The organism is Pseudomonas sp. Irchel s3f7, from assembly GCF_900187615.1.
Taxonomy (GTDB): domain Bacteria; phylum Pseudomonadota; class Gammaproteobacteria; order Pseudomonadales; family Pseudomonadaceae; genus Aquipseudomonas.
Window position 1 is genome coordinate 19,621 of the sequence record NZ_FYDO01000036.1, and the last position, 16,588, is coordinate 36,208.

General features: G+C 62.0%; 4 protein-coding genes. 3 read left to right on the forward strand and 1 reads right to left on the reverse strand.

The genetic code is table 11. From position 1 onward, the window contains the following. The first annotated feature begins 74 nt into the window (after positions 1-74). The 3 genes from dsbD to dsbG are packed head-to-tail and all read left to right on the forward strand — an operon-like array spanning position 75 to position 3,408. Complete coding sequence (gene dsbD, locus CKW19_RS25020; protein WP_095060733.1) at positions 75-1,811, forward strand: protein-disulfide reductase DsbD; 1,737 nt, start codon at positions 75-77, stop codon at positions 1,809-1,811. Continuing rightward, entirely contained in the window at positions 1,811-2,665 is an 855-nt protein-coding gene (locus CKW19_RS25025) for a TlpA disulfide reductase family protein (RefSeq protein WP_095060735.1), read from the forward strand. The genes dsbD and CKW19_RS25025 overlap by 1 nt, the downstream gene beginning before the upstream one ends. Then, a complete protein-coding gene (gene dsbG, locus CKW19_RS25030) occupies positions 2,641-3,408 on the forward strand; it encodes a thiol:disulfide interchange protein DsbG (RefSeq protein WP_095060737.1) in 768 nt (255 codons plus the stop codon). Before CKW19_RS25025 ends, dsbG begins: the two co-directional genes overlap by 25 nt. A 58-nt stretch (positions 3,409-3,466) precedes the next feature. On the opposite strand, the gene CKW19_RS25035 is transcribed toward dsbG, so the two are convergent. Further along, on the reverse strand, positions 3,467-16,465 hold the full coding sequence (locus CKW19_RS25035) for a non-ribosomal peptide synthetase (RefSeq protein WP_095060739.1): 12,999 nt from the start codon (positions 16,463-16,465) through the stop codon (positions 3,467-3,469). Between the last annotated feature and the right edge of the window lie 123 nt (positions 16,466-16,588).

The window sequence follows — 16,588 nt, forward strand, 5'->3', positions numbered from 1 at the left end:
GCCGCCACGGTTAATCATCGGTTAATCGACACCACCCATTGTGCACCTCACTTGCACAGGGCAAAGGCTTACCCATGCGTCGACTGTTTTTACTTTTCGCTTTCTTGATCTCGGGCCTGGCCCAGGCAGGGACCAATCCGTTTGACACAAAACCCGATTTTCTCCCTGTCGAGAAAGCCTTCACGTTTACGTCTGAACGTCTGGAATCTGGTGAAACCCAGCTCTATTGGCAGATTGCCGACGGTTATTACCTGTACCAGCAGCGCCTGAAGTTCGACGGTCTGCCGACCGAACACAAACCGACGTTGCCCGTGGGCGAAGATCACAGCGACGAGTTTTTCGGTCAGCAGCAAGTCTACCGCCAAGGCCTGGAGCTGAAGGTTCCGGTGGGTGCCAGCGGTCAGGTCAAAGTGAGCTATCAGGGCTGCGCGGATGCCGGCTTGTGTTATCCGCCGCAAACCAAAGTTGTCGATCTGGGCAACACCAACGTCACGAATGCAGGCGCCGAAGCTCCGGATCAAGCCTTGGCCAGCGGCCTGCAACAGCGTGCTCTGGGCTGGAGCCTTCTGGTGTTTTTCGGCCTCGGGCTGTTGCTGGCATTCACCCCATGTTCACTGCCGATGCTGCCGATTCTGGCCGGTCTGATCGTGGGCAGTGGCGCCACGCCCAAACGTGGTTTGGCCCTGGCCAGTAGCTATGTGGTCAGCATGGCGCTGGTGTACGCGGCGATGGGTGTTTTGGCCGCCATGCTAGGGGCGAATCTGCAAGCGTTGCTGCAGAACCCTTGGTTGCTCGGCAGTTTCGCGGCGATTTTCGTGCTGCTGGCCTTGCCGATGTTCGGTTTCTTCGAATTGCAGTTGCCGGTGGCCGTGCGTGATCGCCTGGAAAACGTCTCGCGCAATCAACGCGGTGGCAGCCTGGTTGGCGCGGGAGTGCTGGGGGCGTTGTCCGGTCTGCTGGTCGGCCCGTGCATGACCGCTCCGCTGGCCGGTGCCCTGCTCTACATTGCGCAGAGCGGTAACGCGCTGCACGGCGGGCTGATTCTGTTCGCCATGGGGATTGGCATCGGTGTGCCGCTGCTGTTGCTGGTCACTGTCGGCAACCGCTTCATGCCCAAACCGGGCGCCTGGATGAATCTGGTCAAAGGTATTTTCGGCTTCCTGTTCCTCGCCACGGCATTGCTGATGCTGCGTCCGGTACTGGATGAGTCGCTGTGGATCGGTCTCTGTGGCGCCCTGCTGTTGGTCGCAGCCTACAGCGCCTGGAAACAATCGGACGGTTTTGGACGGATCGCCCACCTGTTCGGTGCCAGCTCGTTGCTGCTCGGTGTGTGGGGCAGCCTGTTGATGATCGGCGCGGCGGGCGGCAGCGATGATCTGTTCAAGCCGTTGCAGGTGTTTCGCGCTTCAGGCACAGCGGTTGCCGCCGCTCCGGTCGGTCACGACGCCTTCACCACCCTCAAGGATCCACAAGCGTTGCAGCGTGAACTCGACGCTGCACAGGCTCAGGGTCAATGGGTGCTGCTGGACTATTACGCCGACTGGTGCGTGTCGTGCAAGGTCATGGAGAAACAGGTGTTCGGCAAAGCCAAAGTCATGGAAGCCCTGAGCGACGTACGCTTGCTCCGGCTGGACGTCACCGCCGACAATGCCGCCAGCCGCGAACTGCTTAGCCGTTACAAAGTGCCGGGGCCACCGAGCCTGCTGTGGATCGGCGCTGACGGCGAGGAGCGTCGCAGCCAGCGCATCACCGGCGAGGTCGATGCCGATACGTTCCTGCAACGCTGGACCACCACCCGAGACGCCCGTTAATGCTGACACTCACCCTCGGCACCTTTGCCATCGCGCTTAATCACCTGCTGCTGATCAGTGCATTGGCGCTGGCGACTTTTGTCGGCTGGCGGGTGGCCAAGCGTGGTGGCGAGAATCCCGAGTCGGCGCTGTTCAGCCTGTTTTTACTGGGCATGCTCGCGGCCCGGGTCGGTTTCGTGGTCGCTTACTGGATGCACTATCGCAACGATCCGTGGCAGATCATCGACTTGCGTGACGGCGGTTTCCTCGCCTGGCCCGGCGTGATCGTGGTGCTGCTTGCGACCTTGTATCGTGGCTGGCGACGCCCAGGCTTGAGACGCCCATTGGGGTTTGGCGTGGCCAGCGGCCTGGCGTTCTGGGTGCTCGCAACGTTTTCCCTGTCGATTTACGAACAAGGCACGCGCCTGCCGGAAATCACTTTGCGCAACGCCGCCGGTGAAACCGTGAAACTGGCCGACTACAAGGGCGGCCCGTTGGTGATCAATCTCTGGGCCACCTGGTGCCCACCGTGTCGCCGGGAAATGCCGGTGCTGGAAAATGCCCAGCAAGCCCGGTCGGACCTGACCTTTCTGTTCATCAATCAGGCCGAAAGCATGCAAAGCGTCGCGACCTTCCTGGAAACCCAGGGCCTGAGCCTGTCCAACGTGCTGTTCGACGGCGGTGGTCGTTTGGGTCAGGCCGTTGGCTCCATGGCGTTGCCGACTACGCTGTTCTACAGCCCCGAAGGTCGCCTGCTGGGCAGCCATCTGGGCGAACTCTCGGAAGCCAGCCTGGCTCGCGCCCTGGAAAACTTCGACACTGTCCCCGCCACTTCTTCAAGGAAATTGCCATGCCCCGCCTCCGCCACCTGCTGACCCTGAGCCTCGGTGCCGCCCTGCTGCACCTGCCGTCGGTGCAGGCCGAAGAGCTGCCCGAGGCGATCAAGAAGATCGAAGCCAAAGGCGCGAAAATCGTCGGCCGGTTCGACGCACCCGACGGCTTGCGCGGTTACGCCGCGCAATACCAGAACCGCGGCATGGCGTTGTACCTGACCCCGGATGGCAAGCATGTGCTGCTGGGCAATCTGTATGACGCCGAGGGCAACGACTTGACCAGCGCGCCGTTGCAGAAGCTGGTGTACGCGCCGATGTCCAAGGAGGTCTGGAGCAAGTTCGAAGCGAGCAACTGGATTGGCGACGGCAACAAGGACGCCCCGCGCGTGGTGTACCTGTTCAGCGATCCGAACTGCCCGTACTGCAATGTGTTCTGGGAACAGGCGCGGCCATGGGTCAAGTCCGGCAAAGTGCAGTTGCGCCACATCATGGTCGGCATCATCCGCGAAGACAGCCCGGGCAAGTCCGCCGCACTGCTTGCTGCCAAAGACCCGCAAAAAGCCCTGCAAGAACATGAAGCGGCGGGCAAGAGCAGCTCGCTCAAGGCGCTGAAGGAAGTGCCGCCAGCCGTTCAGGCCAAACTGGCGGCCAACATGCAGTTGATGGAAGAGTTGGAGCTGCAGGCCACTCCGGCGATTTTCTATATGGACGCCAAGGGCGAGTTGCAACAACAGCAAGGTGCGCCGTCGCCGGAAACGTTGGGGAAGATTCTCGGGCCGAAGTAACACGCATCGACGCCTTCGCTGGCAAGCCAGCGAAGAGGCCAATCCAGACGCTAGAGAATCAAAACCCCTCCAGCTCCGCCATCAAATCATTCAACCGATCCACCTTCTCTTCAGTGATATCGCTGGCCGCCAACCCTTCGATGTACCCGGCCAGTTCTTCCACCGTACTGCACTCGAACATCGCCCGCAGTGGCACATCCCGTTGCAGGGTTTTCTGCACACGGGAGGCGATCTGCGTGGCCAGCAGCGAATGCCCGCCCAGTTCGAAGAAGTTGTCGCGAATGCCGACTTTCTCGACCTTCAGCACCTCGGCCCAGATAGCGGCCAGGGTTTGCTCCAGATCACTGCGCGGCGCTTGATAGTCTTGGCTCTGCGTCTGGCCGATGTCCAGCGCCGGCAGGGCCTTGCGGTCGAGTTTGCCGTTGGCGTTAAGCGGCATTTTGTCGAGCCACAACCAGTGCAGCGGCACCATGTATTCGGGCAGTTCGGCGCGCAGGCGTTGCTTGATGCGCTCCAGTCGTTCGACGGGATTGAGCGTTGAATCAGCCGCCACCAGATAACCCACCAGATGCTTGCCATTCGTGCCTTCCTGCACGCCAACGGCAGCATCACGGACTTCGGCTTGCTCATGCAGGCGCGCTTCGATTTCGCCCAACTCAATGCGGTAGCCGCGAATCTTCACCTGATGGTCGATGCGCCCGACGTATTCCAGTACGCCGTCACTGCGCCGACGAGCCAGGTCGCCGGTGCGGTACAAACGATCACCCGGCGCGCCGAACGGGTCCGGTACAAACACCTGCGCAGTGCGCAGCGGGTCACTGACATAACCGCGCCCTACCCCCGTGCCCGCAACGCACAACTCACCCACCGCACCCAGCGGCACCAGCTCCTGCGCGCCGTCCAGCAAGTACAAACGGTTGTTGTCGGTCGGCATGCCGATCGGCAAGTAGCTGCCGCGTGTCGAGGCGATATCAACACGGAAAAACGCCACGTCATCCGAGCATTCCGCCGGACCGTAGGCGTTCACCAAACCGATCTGCGGGTAACGCAACAGCCATTGATGTGCGAGTTCTGGCGGCATGGCCTCACCGGTCGGCAGCATCCAGCGCAAGCCGTCGAGGCTCATGCGTTCCTGGGCGAGCATGCCCTGGATCAGCGACGGCACGCTTTCCAGCACGGTGATGCCCTGGCTCTGCACGTGCGCCAACAAACCCTGCGGATCATGGGCGATGGTGTTCGGCACAATGTCGACCCGCGCGCCGAACAACGGCGCAGCAAGGAACTGCCAGACGGAAATGTCGAAGCTTTGCGACGCAGTTTGCGCGATCACGTCGGCTTCACTCAGATTCAGATACGGCACCTTGCTCAACTGGTTGTTGAGCATGCCGCGCTGTTCGACCATCACGCCCTTCGGCAACCCGGTAGAACCGGAGGTGTAGATCACGTAAGCGAGGTTGTCCGGGCCGCTGTAAATGCCCGGGTTGCTCACCGAAAAGTCAGCTGCCTGCACAGTTTCCCAAACCAACAAGCGAGGGCGATTGGCGCAGCCGAATTCTTCCAGCAGCGCGACAGCCTGCTCGCGACACGCTTCGGTGCAGACCAGCAACGGCGTGCGGCTCAGATCGATGATGCGACTCAAGCGCTGACTCGGCAGCCCCGGATCCAGCGGCAGATAACCTGCGCCCGCCTTGAAGCTACCGATGATCATCCCGAGCAGGTCGAGATTACGTTCCGCCAGCAACGCCACCGGTTGATCCAGCCCGACACCGCCGGCAATCAGCGCATGTCCGAGACGGTTGCTGCGCTGGTTCAGCTCGAAATAACTGTGCTGTTGCGTGAGGCAACTGGCGGCAATCCGCTGCGGATGCTCGGCAACCTGTGCTTCGAACAACTCGACATAACTGGTCTCTAGCGGATACTCGTGCTCGCTCTGGTTACAACCGTGAATCAGGAATTCCTGCTCCTCGACGCCGAGTAACGGCAGGTCAGCCATGTCGCCGTGGAAGCCTTCGACCAACGCCAACAGCAACCGCTTGAACTCGCCGAGCATGCGCTCGACCGTCGACTCATCGAAGTAACGCCGGTCGTAGGACAGGTGCAAGCCCAGGTCATCCCCCGGATAGCAGACCGCCGTCAGCGGGAAATTGGTGTGGGTGCGGCCCGAATCGGAAGTCGCGTTAAGGCTTTGTGCACGGTCCAGCACCGAGACTTCCACCGGGGCGTTTTCGAACACGAACAGGCTGTCGAACAGTGGCTGGCCCTTGGGCAATTCGCTGTTTTCCTGAATGCTCACCAGCGGCAGGTATTCGTACTCGCGCAGTTGCATGTTGCTGTCGAGCAGCCCGGTCAGCCACTGGCGCACGCTGCAACGCTGATCGTCCTCAGGCATTTTCACCCGCAGGGCGATGCTGTTGATGAACAGGCCGACGGTGCGCTGCATCTGCGGCATCTCCACCGGGCGACCCGCCACCGTGACGCCGAACAGCACATCGCGATCATCGCTCAAGCGGCGCAGCACCAGCGCCCACGCCGCTTGGGCGAAGGTGTTGATGGTCAACTGATGCGCCTGGGCGAGTTCGCGCAATTGCGCGCCGTCACGGGCGTCGAGCCGGGTGTAGCGGTCGCCGACGATCATGCCGCCGCTGTCGCCGGCATGTTCACGCAGGAACGGCCGGTCGCTCGGGATTGGCGTGGTCCGCTCGAAACCTTGCAGGTTGGTTTTCCACCACTGCCGCGCTTCGGACAGGCTCTGGCGTTGCAGCCAGCCGATGTAGTCGCGATAGCGCGGCGGCACGGCCAATTGCGCTTCCCGGCCTTCACCGAGGGCGGTGTAGATTTCGAAGAAATCGTTCATCAACAACGAGCGGCACCAGGCATCGATGAGGATGTGGTGATTGCTCATCATGAACCAGTAACGCGCTGCGCCAACCCGGATCAGGCGCAAGTGGAACGGTGCCTGGTTGAGCAGATCGAACCCGGCCTCGCGTTCGGTCTTGAGCAAGGTTTGCAGCTTCGGCTCTTGCTCGGCTTCGGCAATAGCGCTCCAGTCGAGATATTCGATCGGCGTGCTGCCCGGTTTGTGGATCACTTGCAGCATGTCTTCGCCGACGTTCCAGCAGAACGACGCGCGCAGTGCTTCATGCCGGGCGATCACCGCTTGCCAGGCCTGGGCGAAACGCTGCGGATCGAGATCGCTGTTGATGCGGTAGCGATCCTGCATGTAATACAGGCCGGTGCCCGGCTCCAGCAAGGTGTGCAGCAGCATGCCTTCCTGCATCGGGGTCAGCGGGTAGACGTCTTCGATGACAGCGGCCGGAATCGGCAGTGCATCCAGTTGCGTCTGGCTGAGTTTCGCCAGCGGGAAGTCCGACGGCGTCAGGCCTCCGGCATCTTCGCGCAGGCAATGCTCGATCAGGCTTTGCAGTTCGCCAACATAAGCGACTGCCAGTTCGTTGATAGTTTGCGGATCGTAGCGTTCGGCGCTGAAGGTCCAGCGCAACAGCAGTTCACCACCGTAAACCTGACTGTCGACACTCAACTCATTGGGCAACGGTGCTTTCGGATCGTGGGCCGCGCCGACAGGTTCATCGAGCGGAAGGAACAGCGCCTCCGCGCCAAAACTCTGGTCGAACTGACCGAGGTAGTTGAAGGTGATCGGCGCCACCGGCAACTCGGCCATGCGCTGGCGACTCAGGTCATCGGCGAGGTAACGCAGCACGCCATACCCCAGGCCTTTGTGCGGCACGGCGCGCAACTGTTCCTTGATGGCCTTGATCGACGCGCCCTGCCCTGCGCCCTCCTTAATGTTCGACGGGGTCAGGCGCAGCGGGTAAGCGCTGGTGAACCAACCGACGGTGCGGGTCAGGTCGATCTCGTCGAACAGCGCTTCGCGGCCGTGGCCTTCCAGTTGAATCAGCGCCGATTCATGACCGCTCCAGCGACACACCACGCGGGCCAACGCCGTCAGCAGCAAGTCGTTGACCTGGGTGCGATAAGCGCTTGGCGCCTGTTGCAGCAATTGCCGGGTGCGCTCGCTGTCGAGGCGTACGCTGACGGTTTGCGCATGCCGGTTCTGCCGACCGCCCTCGGGACGATCACACGGCAACTCGGCGTTCGGCCCGGCCAGTTGAGTTTGCCACCCACCCAATTCTTCACGCAGGGATTCGCTGCCGGCATAGGCGTGCAAACGTGCGGCCCAGTCCTTGAAGGCGCTGGTTTTGGCCGGCAGTTTCACTGACTGTTGCGCGTCGAGTTGGCGGTACACGGTTTGCAGATCGTCCAGCAGAATGCGCCAGGAAACGCCATCGACCACCAAGTGATGAATCGCAATGAACAGGCGTTGCTGACCCTCGGGGCCATCGACCAGCAGCACGCGCATCAACGGTCCGTCGTTAAGGTCGAGGCTGCGTTGGGCATCGGCGAACAGCGCGGCACATTTGTCCATGGACGAAACCCGCATCTGCCACAACACCGGGGTATCGAAAATCGCCTGATGGGCCGCATGCCATTGGCCACCCACTTTGTCGAAGCGCAGGCGCAACGCATCATGCTGTTCAATCACCGCCAGCAGTGCTTGCTCCAGGCGATGGGGCTCCAGAGGCGCAGTCGGTTGCAGCAACAACGCCTGGTTCCAGTGTTGACGCTGCGGGATGTCGGTGTCGAAGAACCAGTGCTGGATCGGCGTCAGGTGTGATTCACCACTGAGCAACCCTTGCTCGGCAGTGATTTGTTCAGTGCGAGTCGACACGGCGGCGAGGGTCTGCACGGTCTGGTGCTGGAACAAATCGCGTGGGCTGCAGTGAATACCCTGTTGCCGCCCCCGGCTGACCACCTGGATCGACAGGATGGAGTCGCCGCCCAGTTCGAAGAAGTTATCGTTGATGCCAACCTGTTCGACGTTCAGCACTTCGCACCAGATCTGCGCCAGCGTGACCTCGAGCTCGTTGCTCGGCGCCACGTAGCGTTGACGGTTCAGCTCCGGGTCCGGTGCCGGCAAGGCGCGTCGGTCGAGTTTGCCGTTGGCGGTCAGCGGCATGCTGGCCAGCAGGATCTGGTGCGTCGGCACCATGTAATCCGGCAATTGTGCCTTCAGATGCGCCTTGAGGGCTTCGCGCAAAACCGATTGCTGCGCTTCGTCCTGTTCGGCGACGTCCGTCACCAGATAGCCAACCAACTGTTTGCCGCTCGGCGCGTCGAGCGCCAACACAACGGCTTCGCGAACCGATTCATGCTCCAGCAGCCGGGTTTCGATTTCGCCCAGCTCGATACGGAAACCACGAATCTTCACTTGATGGTCGATACGACCGAGGTATTCCACCAGGCCATCGGCGCGCTGGCGCACCAGGTCGCCCGTGCGGTACATGCGCCCGCCATTGCCGGCAAACGGATCGGCGACAAAGCGTTCTGCCGTAATCCCCGCTCGTTGGTGATAACCCTGCGCCAGGCCAGCGCCACCGACGAACAGTTCGCCCGTCGCGCCCTGCGGAACCAATGCCATGTCGGCATCAAGGATGTACGCCACGCGGTCGCCGATCACGCTGCCGATCGGCACACTGCCCAAGCCTTCTTCCAACACCTCGGGCGCAAGGCTGGCCAGCGGCATGACCACGGTTTCGGTTGGACCGTAAGCGTTGAAAAACAGATTCGGTTTGAACGCTGCACGAATACGCGCCAGGTGTTCGCCGGTCAGCGCTTCGCCACCGGTGATGATCATGCGCACCGGCAAGGTATCGCCCTGAGTCGCCAGCCATTGCGCCAACTGGCTGCCATAGCTTGGGGTGAAGCCAAGCACGTTGATGTGGTGGGTACGGATCAGTCCGCAGATTTCTTCGGCATCCCATTGGCCTTGGGCGCGCAGCACCACTTGAGCACCGCACAGCAATGGCACCAGCAAGCGTTCGGTAGCGGCATCGAAGTTGATCGAATAGAAATGCAGTTCGCAGTCGTCCGGGCGCATGCCGAAGCGCTCGATCACGGCGCGGCAGTGCATGGCGATTTCGCCGTGGGACACCACCACACCTTTCGGCTTGCCAGTGGAGCCCGAGGTATAGATCAGGTACGCCTGATGCTGCGGCAGATTGATGAATGGCAGCTCGGTTGTCGGGTAGTCGGCCAGTTTTGCCGTGTCTTCCTCCAGGCACCAATGGGCAACCGAAGGTGGCAATTCCCCCAGGGCTTTGAACATCGCCGCATCACTGAGCAGCAAACCGATGCCACTGTCTTCGATCATGTAATGCAAACGGTCGAGCGGGTATTCAGGGTCCAGTGGCACATAGGCGCCGCCGGCCTTGAGGATCGCCAGCAGACTGACGACCATTTCCAGTGAACGCTCAAGCGCCAGCCCCACGCGCACCTGCGGACCGACGCCACGCTCACGCAGCATCCACGCGAGACGATTGGCTCGGCTGTCGAGTTCGGCGTAGCTCAGTGTTTGTCCGGCGAAGGTCAACGCCGGTGAATCGGGGCGCGCCAGTGCCTGTTCGCTGAACAGCTGATGAATGCACTGGTCGAGTCGATGCTCGCCCGGCTCGACGCCAAGACTGTCGAGCAGATATTGTTGTTCGCTGGCGTCCAACAGCGGCAATTCACTGAGACGCTGTTGCGGACCGGCAATCAGCGCTTCCAGCAGATTTCGCCAGTGCGCGGCCATTTGTGCGATGCGCGGCTCGTCGAACAGATCGGTGCTGTAAGTCAGGCAGCAACCCAGGCGATGGTCGAGATCGGTGACTTCCAGGTTGAGATCAAACTTGGTCGCCCGCGCATCGTTGGCCAAGTACTCGACCGTCATGCCGGCCAGGGTGCGGCTCTGCTGGAATTCCCAGCGCTGCACGTTGCACATCACCTGGAACAAAGGGTTGTACGCCGTACTGCGCGGCGGCTGCAAAGCTTCCACCAGATGATCGAACGGCAGGTCCTGATGGGACTGGCCTTCGATCACGGTGTGACGTACCTGCTCGAACAACTCGCCCACGGACATCTGCCCGTCAAGTTGGCAGCGCAGCACCTGGGTATTGAGGAACGCACCGATCAGCCCTTCGCTTTCCGGGCGAATGCGGTTGGCCACTGGCGCACCGATGCGCAAATCGGTCTGGCCGCTGTAGCGGTACAGCAAAGTGGCCAATGCAGCGGTCATGGTCATGAACAGCGTCAGGCCGTTTTGCGCGTTGAAGGCGCGGACCTTTGCCGCGAGTTCATCGCTGAGATCGAAACGGTACAGTTCGCCCTGATGGCTTTGCACCGGTGGACGCGGGCGGTCGGCGGGCAACTCCAGCAGCGGATGCTCGCGGCCCAGTTGTGTGGTCCAGTAGTCGAGTTGGCGCTGGCGCTCACCGGATTCCAGCCACTGACGTTGCCACACGCTGTAATCCAGGTATTGCACCGGCAGCGGTTGCAGCGGCGACTCGCGATCATCCACGAACGCTTCGTACAACGCACTCAATTCCCGGGCGAAAATGTCCATCGCCCAGCCTTCGGTGACGATGTGGTGCAAGGTCAGTACGAAGTAGTGTTCCTGCTCGGCAGTCTTGACCAGGCTCGCGCGCAGAAGCGGTCCGGTTTCCAGATCAAACGGCTGGTGCGCTTCGTCGTCGGCCAGTTGCTGGACCTGCCATTCGCGGCCTTCGGCATCCAGTGCGGTGAAGTCCTTCCACGCCATGCGCACGCCGGTTTCCGCGTGCACCTGTTGGCGAGCGACGCCGTCGATACTCGGGAACGTGGTGCGCAGGGTTTCGTGACGCAGGATCAGCGCTTGCAGCGCCGCTTCGAAACGCGCGACATCCAGCACCCCGCGCAACCGCGCCATGCCGCCGACGTTGTAGGCCGGGCTATCCGGCTCCATCTGCCAGAGGAACCACATGCGTTGCTGGGAATAGGACAACGGCACAGGTTGGCTGCGGTCGACTTTCTCGATGGGCGGCTGCTGGTTGGTGCTGCCGCTGGCGTGGATCCGGCGCACCTGTTCGGCAAATTCGCCCAACTCGCTGTTCTCGAACAATGTACGCAGGGGCAACTCGACGTCGCAGGCCTGGCGGGTGCGGGAGATGATTTGCGTGGCCAATAGGGAATGACCGCCGAGGGCGAAGAAGTCATCGCGCAAACCGACTTGCGCCAGCCCCAACACTTCGCGCCAGATACCGGCGATCTGTTGCTCCAGTTCCGTCACTGGCTCGACGTGCTCACGAACCTGCCACTGCGGTTCCGGCAAGGCGCGGCGGTCGAGTTTGCCGCTTGGGCTGAGGGGCATTTCGTCCAGACGCATCAGCTGCGCAGGCACCATGTATTCCGGCAGTTCGGCGGCAAGGGCAATTTTCAGGCGAGCCGTTTGAGCGTCTTCGCTTTCGTCGCCATCCATCGCTGTGTAGTAGCCGATCAGTTGACCACCCGCCGCGGTTTTGCGCACCAGCACCACGGCTTGGGTGACGCCAGCTTGGGCCAACAAACGCGCTTCGACTTCCTCCGGTTCGACGCGAAAACCACGCAGCTTCACCTGCTGATCGAGGCGACCGAGGTACTCGATCACGCCCTCGGCGGTCCAGCGCGCACGGTCACCTGTACGGTAGAGACGTTCGCCCTGCTCGCCCAATGGATCGACCACGAAACGTTCGGCGGTCAACCCCGCACGGCCCAGGTAACCTCGCGCCAACCCAACGCCGCCGATGCACAACTCACCCGGCACCCCGGCCGGGACAGGGTTGAGATCGCTGTCGAGGATTCGGCAGATCACATTCCCCAGCGGCCGGCCAATCGGCGAGCGCTCGCCATCGGCGCGGGTGCAATGCCAGTGGGTGACGTTGATCGCCGTCTCGGTCGGGCCGTAGCGGTTGTGCAATTGCGCGGCGGGTAGTTGTGCCAACACGCGGTTGCGCAGTTCGGCGGGCAACGCTTCGCCACCCGAGAACACGCGACGCAGGCTGCTGCATTCAGCGGTCAGCGCTTCGTCGATAAACAGCGAAAGCAGCGGCGGCACGAAGTGCAGCGTGGTCACGCCGAACTGCTGGACCAACTGCGCGATGCGATGGGGATCGCGGTGTTCTCCCGGGCCGGCGATCACCAGGCGTGCGCCCGTGATCAGTGGCCAGAAGCATTCCCACACCGACACGTCGAAACTGATCGGCGCCTTTTGCATCAGCACGTCGGTGTGGTTCAGGCGATAGGTGTCCTGCATCCATTGCAGTCGTTCGGCGAGTGCCGCATGGGTGTTGCCGACGCCTTTGGGTTGCCCGGTGGAACCTGAGGTGTAAATCACATACGCAAGGTTGTCGCCGTGCAGGTGCAAGCCCGGAGCATGACTCGGCCAGCCGTCCAGATGCAGGGCGTCCATGGCGATCACGCTGACGCCTTCGCTGGCCGGCAAGCGGTTGAGCAATGGGGTTTGGGTCAACAGCAATTGCACGCCGCTGTCGCCGAGCATGTAGGCCAGGCGCTCGGCCGGGTAATCCGGGTCCAGCGGTACGTAGGCGCCACCGGCCTTGATGATCGCCAACAGGCCGATCAGCAATTGCGGCGAACGCTCGCAGGCAATCGCCACGCAGACATCCGGGCCAACCCCTTTGTCGCGCAGGTAATGGGCCAGGCGATTGGCCCGAGCGTGCAGTTCGGCGAAGTCCATCTGGCCGCCGTCCCACAGCAGCGCAGTACGCTCGGGCGTCTGGCGTGCTTGCTCGTTAAGCAATTCCGGCAACCACAGACTGGCCGGCGTGCACGGTGCAGCAGCCCAATCCGCTTGCTGATCAATCTCGGACTCAGTCAGCAATCGCAAATCGCCGAGGGCGGTTTGCGGACGCTCGCAGACGTCACGCAACAGGTTGTTGAAGTGCGCCGCCAAACGCTCAATGGTCGCGCCATCGAACAACTCGCTGGCGTAGTCGAACGACAGGCTAAGGCGACCGTTGCGGTCTTCTTCACTGTGCAACTGCAAATCGAACTTGGCTTCGCGGCTGTGCCACGGCAGCTCTTCGGCCAGCAGGCCCGGCAAGCGCTTCAATGCGCTGAGGTCGCGCTGCTGGTGATTGAACATCACCTGGAACAGGCCTTGTTCACGCGCCTGCGGGAACGCTTCGAGCAGTTGTTCGAACGGCAGATCCTGATGGGCCTGTGCGCCCAACGCCGCCAGCCGTGTTTGCGCCAGCAGTTCAACGAACGGCAACCGCGGATCCACCTCGGCGCGCAGCACCTGAGTGTTGATGAAGAAGCCGATCAGGCCCTGGGTTTCCAGGCGTGGACGGTTGGCGTTCGGCACGCCGATGCGGATATCACGCTGGCCGCTGTAGCGGTGCAACAACGTCTGGAATGCGGCGAGCAGCAGCATGAACGACGTTGACTCATGGGCCTGCGCAGTCCGACGAATCGCCGCGCTCTGGGCCGTATCCAACCGCGCGGTGTGACGCGCAGCGCTGTGCTGTGGTTGTGCCGAACGTGGATGATCGGTGGCCAGGCTCAAGGTCGGATGCTCATCGCCCAGTTGTGCTTTCCAATACGCCAGTTGCCGTTCGCCTTCGCCCTGCGCCAGCCATTGGCGTTGCCAGCTGCCGTAATCGGCGTATTGCGTGGGCAACGGTGCCAGTGTCGCGGGCTGTCCTTGGCTGGCGGCCGCGTATAAACGGGAAAACTCGTCGATCAACACGTTCAGCGACCAGCCGTCCGCGATGATGTGGTGCATCGTCACCAGCAGTTGATGATCCTCGTCGTCGAGGCGCAACAGGGTCACCCACAGCAACGGGCCTTTCTCCAGATCGAACTGGGTGTGCGCTTCATCCTCGCGGATTTGTTGCGCGCGGGCTTCACGCTCGGCCATCGGCAGATCGCTGATGTCGATCATTTGCAGGTTGAACTCACCCGCCGCAATCACCTGCTGCAACGCCACGCCGTCGCGCTCGAAGAACCGCGTGCGCAAGGATTCGTGACGCTCGATCAACTGCTGGAAACTGGCGCGCAAGGCGTCTTCATCCAGTTCGCCGCGCAGGCGCAAGGCACCGGGAATGTTGTAGGCGCTGCTGTGCGGGTCGAGTTGCCAGGTGATCCACAAACGGTTCTGGGCCAGGGATTGCAGCATCGCTTCGACGCGTGACAACGGTGTGATCGCGCCTTGGGCCAGTCCGCCGTCCTGTTGCTGGCAGGCCACCACCTCAGTGAATGCGCCGAGGGTCGGTGCTTCGAACAACAGGCGCAGGTTCAGCTCCAGAGCGAGTTCCTCGCGCAACCGCGCAACCACTTGGGTGGCCGCAATGGAGTTGCCGCCGAGCAGGAAGAAATGATCATCGGCGCCGATCTGCCGGACCTGCAACTGCTCGCACCAGATCCGGGCGATCAGGGTTTGCAGGTCGGATCCGGATTCGAGGTTGCCGGTGCTTTCAGGCGCCATTGACGGAAACACTGCATAGCTGTCGAGGCTGCCGTCCGCCAGGCGATTGCGGCACGCCGAGCGTTGCAGCTTGCCGCTGGACGTCTTGGGCAATGCGCCCGGATTTAGCAGCACCACCACGCTCGGCGCTTCCTGACAGGCCTCGGCAACGGCCTGACGAATGGCTTTGATCACGGCGTCTGGCGGTAGAATTTTTTGCACGCTGCGACTGATTTCGGCGGCAATGCCGATGCCTTCCAGTCCGTCGATGGAAACCGCAAATGCGGCGACGCGACCTTTGCGCACCACCTCCACTTCACGCTCGATGGTTTGCTCGATGTCCTGCGGATAGAGGTTGTGGCCGCGAACGATCAGCATGTCTTTCAGGCGACCGGTGATGAACAGTTCACCGTTGCGCATGAAGCCCAGGTCACCGGTGCGCAGCCAGGTGCGACCGGCATGCTGGACAAAGGTTTTGGCCGACGCCTCAGGGTTGCACCAGTAACCTTGGGCGATGCTCGGCCCGCTGGCCCAGACTTCTCCGACGCTGTTGTCCGCCCGTTCACCGAGCGACGCCGGATCGATGATCAACACCGCATGATCCGGCTGATGGATGCCGCAGCTCATGATCGCACTGCCCTCGCCCGGTTCGGCGCGGTTTTGCGTCAGGGCCTGATCGTCAACGCGCAGGCTGCCAATACCTTGCCCGCGTGGGGTGCCAGCGACGAACAGCGTGGCCTCGGCCAAACCGTAGGACGCCATGAAGCTGTCCGCGGAAAAACCGCAGGTCGCGAACTTTTCGGCGAAGCTTTCGAGGGTATCGAGACGAATCGGTTCGGACCCGGAGTACGCCACGCGCCAGCCGCTCAGGTCGAGGCGTTGCAAGGCCGACTCACTGACCCGTTCGTTGCACAGGCGATAGGCAAAATCCGGCCCGCCGCTGATGGTGCCGCCGTAATCGCTGATCGCTTCGAGCCAGCGCAAGGGTCGACCCAGAAAGTACGCGGGCGACATCAACACACACGGCACGCCGCTGAAAATCGGTTGCAGCAAACCACCGATCAGGCCCATGTCGTGGTACAGCGGCAACCAGCTGACGATCACGTCGTCAGGGTTGAGGTCGATACCGAAACCGTGACGAATCAACAGCTCATTGGCGACCAGATTGCCGTGGCTGACTTGCACGCCTTTAGGCAGCGCGGTGGAGCCGGAGGTGTATTGCAAGAACGCGATGTGATCGTCTTGCAACGGCGGCTCGACCCAGCGCTCGGCCATGTCGGTATCGAGCGTATCGACGCACAGCAGCGGCGGCGCGCCCTCGATTTTCGCCAACACATCGCGCAGGTCAGCGCTGGTCAGCAGCAGACGCGGCTCGGCATCGCCAATGATCGACAGCAAACGCTCCTGATGATGACGACGGGTCGACTCCGGCGGATAGGCCGGCACGGCGATGACACCGGCGTACAGGCAGCCGAAAAATGCAGCCACGTAATCAGGCCCACTGGGAAACAGCAGTACCGCACGGTCGCCAAAATCAGCCTCGGCCTGCAACGCGCTGGCAATGGTCCGCGCGCGTAGATCCAGTTCGCGATAACTGAGCACCGCAGCCTGGTCCGGGGTTTCGGCGAGAAAACGCAAGGCCACCCGATCCGGCGTCAGGGCCGCACGGCGCTGGAGGGCTTGGACCATTGTGCTGGGGAGTTCGAACGCGTCGGTCATGAGGTTTCCTGCCTGATTTCGGCTTGCAATTGGAATCGGTTTTCTGGCGTCGCGCCCCATCGGGAGGCACGCAGGACGCGGTCTTCGCCGACCGCGCAAGGCATTGGGAATGCGGTTGTCACC

Bases quoted from the DNA above. Each gene is read 5' to 3' on its own strand.
- CKW19_RS25035 (WP_095060739.1), bottom strand. From the start codon at position 16,465: ATGACCGACGCGTTCGAACTCCCCAGCACAATGGTCCAAGCCCTCCAG.
- CKW19_RS25025 (WP_095060735.1), top strand. From the start codon at position 1,811: ATGCTGACACTCACCCTCGGCACCTTTGCCATCGCGCTTAATCACCTG.
- dsbG (WP_095060737.1), top strand. From the start codon at position 2,641: ATGCCCCGCCTCCGCCACCTGCTGACCCTGAGCCTCGGTGCCGCCCTG.
- dsbD (WP_095060733.1), top strand. From the start codon at position 75: ATGCGTCGACTGTTTTTACTTTTCGCTTTCTTGATCTCGGGCCTGGCC.